2 tRNA genes are annotated in these 290 nt (G+C 54.5%); both read left to right on the top strand.

Annotated elements, in window-relative coordinates:
- The first annotated feature begins 1 nt into the window (after position 1).
- Positions 2–77: transfer RNA gene (locus tag NA330_RS23245), tRNA-Lys, on the top strand.
- Positions 78–213: 136 nt separating this feature from the next.
- Positions 214–289 (top strand) — tRNA-Val (locus tag NA330_RS23240).
- Position 290 lies beyond the last annotated feature (1 nt).

Here is a 290-nt window from a genome sequence, read left to right as displayed (position 1 = left end):
TGGGTCGTTAGCTCAGTTGGTAGAGCAGTTGACTTTTAATCAATTGGTCGCAGGTTCGAATCCTGCACGACCCACCAATCGTTAGGTGGAAACGAGAATAAAGCGTGAAGGATAACGTTGCGTCAGCAACGGCCCGTAGGGCGAGGCGAAGCCGAGTCATCCTGCACGACCCACCGCTAACTTCGGTTAGTCAGTAATATCCAGCGTAGTATCGGGTGATTAGCTCAGCTGGGAGAGCACCTCCCTTACAAGGAGGGGGTCGGCGGTTCGATCCCGTCATCACCCACCAC

The organism is Salmonella sp. NW722, assembly GCF_051702785.1.
GTDB lineage: Bacteria > Pseudomonadota > Gammaproteobacteria > Enterobacterales > Enterobacteriaceae > Salmonella > Salmonella enterica.
The sequence above is the reverse complement of the archived record's forward strand: the minus strand, read 5'-3'. Positions and strand labels throughout refer to the sequence as shown.